At 61.6% G+C, this 1,453-nt stretch carries 2 protein-coding genes; one reads left to right on the top strand and one right to left on the bottom strand.

The genetic code is table 11. The features are described 5' to 3' along the window. A partial coding sequence (locus BN1233_RS49235) for a hypothetical protein (protein WP_210168225.1) occupies positions 1-310 on the top strand: 310 nt, incomplete at its 5' end. A gap of 629 nt (positions 311-939) precedes the next feature. On the opposite strand, the gene BN1233_RS30805 is transcribed toward BN1233_RS49235, so the two are convergent. After that, the gene (locus BN1233_RS30805; protein ID WP_046867462.1) at positions 940-1,404 is read right to left on the bottom strand and encodes a cupin domain-containing protein; all 465 of its coding nucleotides are present in this window, start codon (positions 1,402-1,404) and stop codon (positions 940-942) included. Positions 1,405-1,453: the final 49 nt, after the last annotated feature.

Consider the following 1,453-nt stretch of genomic DNA (forward strand, 5'->3'; position numbering starts at 1 on the left):
GAGCCAGACTCTGAGGCTCCTGGCACAGGTCCGGCAGGCGCGCGAACCCGCCATCAACGCAAATGGGCGGCCCGATCGGGCCGCCCATTTGCGTTCGGGATTTCTTTCAGCGGGTGTGGATCCTTTCCTGGGCGAGAGTCGCCGGAAGGATTTGCGCCGGGGCGAACCCGAAGTCAGGCAGCAGGCGCCACGAAGAGGCGCCCTTGCCCGCGGATCGCTCGGGTTGCCCTGCCCGTCCGGACGCCATGCCCAGGAGACAATGGGATTCACGGCATTCGGTAGCAAAGTCCACCAATCGTTCGGTACGTGACTGATCCAAAAAGGGCTTCAATCTTTTCGACTACCCGAGAACGAACAATGCCGCTCCACGGACTCCGCAGAGCCTTGAGAACTCCACAGCGTTGGGCCAAGGGCCAGCCCTACTCGAACCCTATATTCAACACAGGGTGACCTCGTCCCGCGACAGCAACAGACCCAGGCCCAGCCCCTGCCCACCACGGTGTCCACACTGGGAGCCACGAGGCTTGGCCCTGGGATCGACACTGGGGCCTCTAGGAGACTCGCCAGCAGTCAGGGAAGGCCAAGGGACTCCTACCATCCCAGGAGTAGTAATGCTGCACTCCGGCCTTCCTATAGGCTCTGAGAGTCCGGTCCAAAATTCCTGACAGCTCCCGCCGACGGACGAGGAGCATAACGAAGGCGGCATAGAGGAACGCTCTGGCGGAGGCGACTGCGGCCTCCGGATCCTTTCACAGCCGCCGATTGCGGCTGATCTAGTACCCACAATCACTGGACTCGGAGTCACGTCCTGAATCCTTCAACGCCTTTCAGGGCGCGGCTTACAGCTACCCCTCCCGCGTTTCGCGGATCAATGATTCTGGTTACTAGACGAAGAACCTCTCTACTCCCCAGTGGTGGGCGACCAAGGCAGGCGGTGCGTTACCGAACTTTGCGCGGATCGTCGGCCGGATTGACGTATTCGATGCCTCCTGGGCCGGTGTACTGGACCTGAAGGATCGCCTCGCCATCGCCGGTCCAGGAATAATGGGCGTGCTTGGCCGAATACACCCACATCGATCCCGGCTGTAGCAGGCCGCCTGCCTTCTCGGGCTTCTCGCCACTGTTCGTCCCGATGTTGCCGCTGATGACGGTCACGACTTCCGAGAAGGGATGGGTGTGGGGCGGTATCATGAAGTTGGGCGGGAACTTGATGCGCTGGACGACGGTCTCGCCAGCCTTCGTGGGATCGCCGACCAGTGTGGCGACCAGAATGCCCTTGGGAAAGGCCGGGTTTTCCGTCCACTTCATGGCATCGGGCGTGATGACATTCGTGTGTCTTGTCTCCTCCGCCACGGCACCGCCGACCAGCAACACGAGACTTGTCGAAAGCAGCAGGGTCTTCATGGCAACCTCCAGGCTGTATGGCCTCCTGGTGCCCCTGCCACGCGTAAGA

The sequence above is a fragment of the Microvirga massiliensis genome, from assembly GCF_001006805.1.
Lineage (GTDB): Bacteria > Pseudomonadota > Alphaproteobacteria > Rhizobiales > Beijerinckiaceae > Microvirga > Microvirga massiliensis.

Excerpts from the sequence above, each read along its gene's own strand:
- BN1233_RS30805 (WP_046867462.1), bottom strand. The coding sequence starts at position 1,404 with ATGAAGACCCTGCTGCTTTCGACAAGTCTCGTGTTGCTGGTCGGCGGT.